We start from the raw sequence: 1672 nt of genomic DNA, 5'->3' as shown, positions 1-1672 counted from the left end.
AGACCTATCTAATACAATTCTCATCCAACGAAAGGTTATGTATTGTTATAATGAATATGTAAGCGTTCTATACAGCCTATATAAATCGAGGAGGAGATCTATGGTTACATTCAGCAGTAATTCTCAACAAGCCCAACAGTCCACTTCAAGAATCACCAGTGCAACCACCCCTTTAAACCAAGCATCATCGCTTCAAAATGACACACGCACCACGCTAATTGGCAATCAAGACATTCAAAGTAGCATAACGTCCGCCAAAAACTCAGCCAATCAAATTGCCTCAGCTATCTCAGGCGCTGCTAATCAATTGCAAACTGCTGCTCAAGGATTTTCTACACTAGACACTCAGTTAAGTCGAGATCTTTTTAAGGAGAGACGCTAATGAACCAATGGACAAATCTTGATACCGAGGAAACGTTGCTGCAAGCAAAAAGAGAAGAACAGGAAAAGAAAATGAAACAACTTGATGCCTGCCGTTCAGATTACCAGAATCACTTTAAAGAAATCGGAAACTTCTTATTTCGATTACAGATGTCCTACCAGAAATCGAATACCTTTACGTCCATCGAAACATTCACCTCGGAGTTTTCACATCAAAGTAGGCGATTGATGAATGGCTTTGATGAATGCCAACATCACGAAATGATCCAACAACAAAGAATCACGAATAAACTCGAAGAAATTGCTTTTGAGAAAAGAAAAATCATGTCGGAGGAACAAAACCTATGAGTATCGACATGTACCTAAACGACTCCTTAACACAAGCTACGAGCGCCAGTCACTTCTGCCAAAAACAAGTCACTGATTACCAAAATCTCCAACAAGCCATCACTCAATTCACTTTACAAACGCCCAATCTCCAAGGGAAAACCTACGACGCTGCGAAAGCCTATTTTTCCCAAGTACTATACCCACTCGTGCAAGGAGGAATCTTACTCTCCGAAGCGGTCGAAAAAGTAGCAAAACGATTTCCACAACAGTACATAGAACAAGTCGACTCCATTAGCTTGAAACAATCCGAATTAGAAGCACAAATTCGTCAAATGAATCAATATATCATCCAAGCCGAGGGAATACGGCAACTGCTTCTTTCACCACATATGCCAGAAGAACACCAAGGCTTTCAACTCAATCAGAATACGTTGTTACTCATGATGTATCATGACTTGAAACACAAACTGGAAGAAAAATTCCAAAAACTCTTAGCTTACAATCAAAGTTCCGCCCAATTTTTTACAGAAATCAAAAGTCTCGAACAAGCAGTCAATCAAGGCCTTGCTCAAACGAAAACTGCTTGGAATAGCCAAACGAAGACATTCTCTATCCCGAAAGATTTGTCGTGGACAACCACGATCCAAGACAAATGGCAACAAGCAGAAAACGAGAAAAAAGGCATCGATCCAACTAAAAACAAAGAACTAGAAAAGTACAACGTCTATGCTCTCATTATTCACGATAGCGATGGGAATCCACGTGTCTTTTGGAAAATCGAAGACAAGCAATCAGGCTACGGTATCGTGAACCCCGAGCTCTATCAATATGTCACGAAAGTAGGGCAATATTTAGAACCTGAACTGATCCAATTCATGACGTACGATACTTACCAAGAAAAAGTCAATGTGGCTTGGCGCCAAGGTGTTAATTATGAAACTGGTGAAAAACTAGACCCACT

The 1672-nt window shown here is 40.4% G+C and carries 3 protein-coding genes; all 3 read left to right on the top strand.

Annotated elements, in window-relative coordinates:
* Positions 1 to 100: 100 nt before the first annotated feature.
* Positions 101 to 382, top strand: coding sequence for a TIGR04197 family type VII secretion effector (locus ACH0AK_RS14885; RefSeq protein ID WP_023519882.1), 282 nt, complete (start codon positions 101 to 103; stop codon positions 380 to 382).
* Complete coding sequence (locus ACH0AK_RS14880; RefSeq protein WP_137072547.1) at positions 382 to 729, top strand: DUF3958 family protein; 348 nt, start codon at positions 382 to 384, stop codon at positions 727 to 729. The genes ACH0AK_RS14885 and ACH0AK_RS14880 overlap by 1 nt, the downstream gene beginning before the upstream one ends.
* The coding region (locus ACH0AK_RS14875; protein ID WP_499797080.1) for an LXG domain-containing protein at positions 726 to 1672 on the top strand (947 nt) is incomplete at its 3' end. The genes ACH0AK_RS14880 and ACH0AK_RS14875, both read left to right, overlap by 4 nt.

Source organism: Enterococcus pernyi, assembly GCF_045371165.1.
Lineage (GTDB): Bacteria > Bacillota > Bacilli > Lactobacillales > Enterococcaceae > Enterococcus_B > Enterococcus_B pernyi.
Note: the sequence above shows the minus strand (reverse complement) of the source record. Positions and strands in the feature narration are given on the sequence as shown.

Excerpts from the sequence above, each read along its gene's own strand:
- ACH0AK_RS14885 (WP_023519882.1), top strand. The coding sequence starts at position 101 with ATGGTTACATTCAGCAGTAATTCTCAACAAGCCCAACAGTCCACTTCA.
- ACH0AK_RS14880 (WP_137072547.1), top strand. The coding sequence starts at position 382 with ATGAACCAATGGACAAATCTTGATACCGAGGAAACGTTGCTGCAAGCA.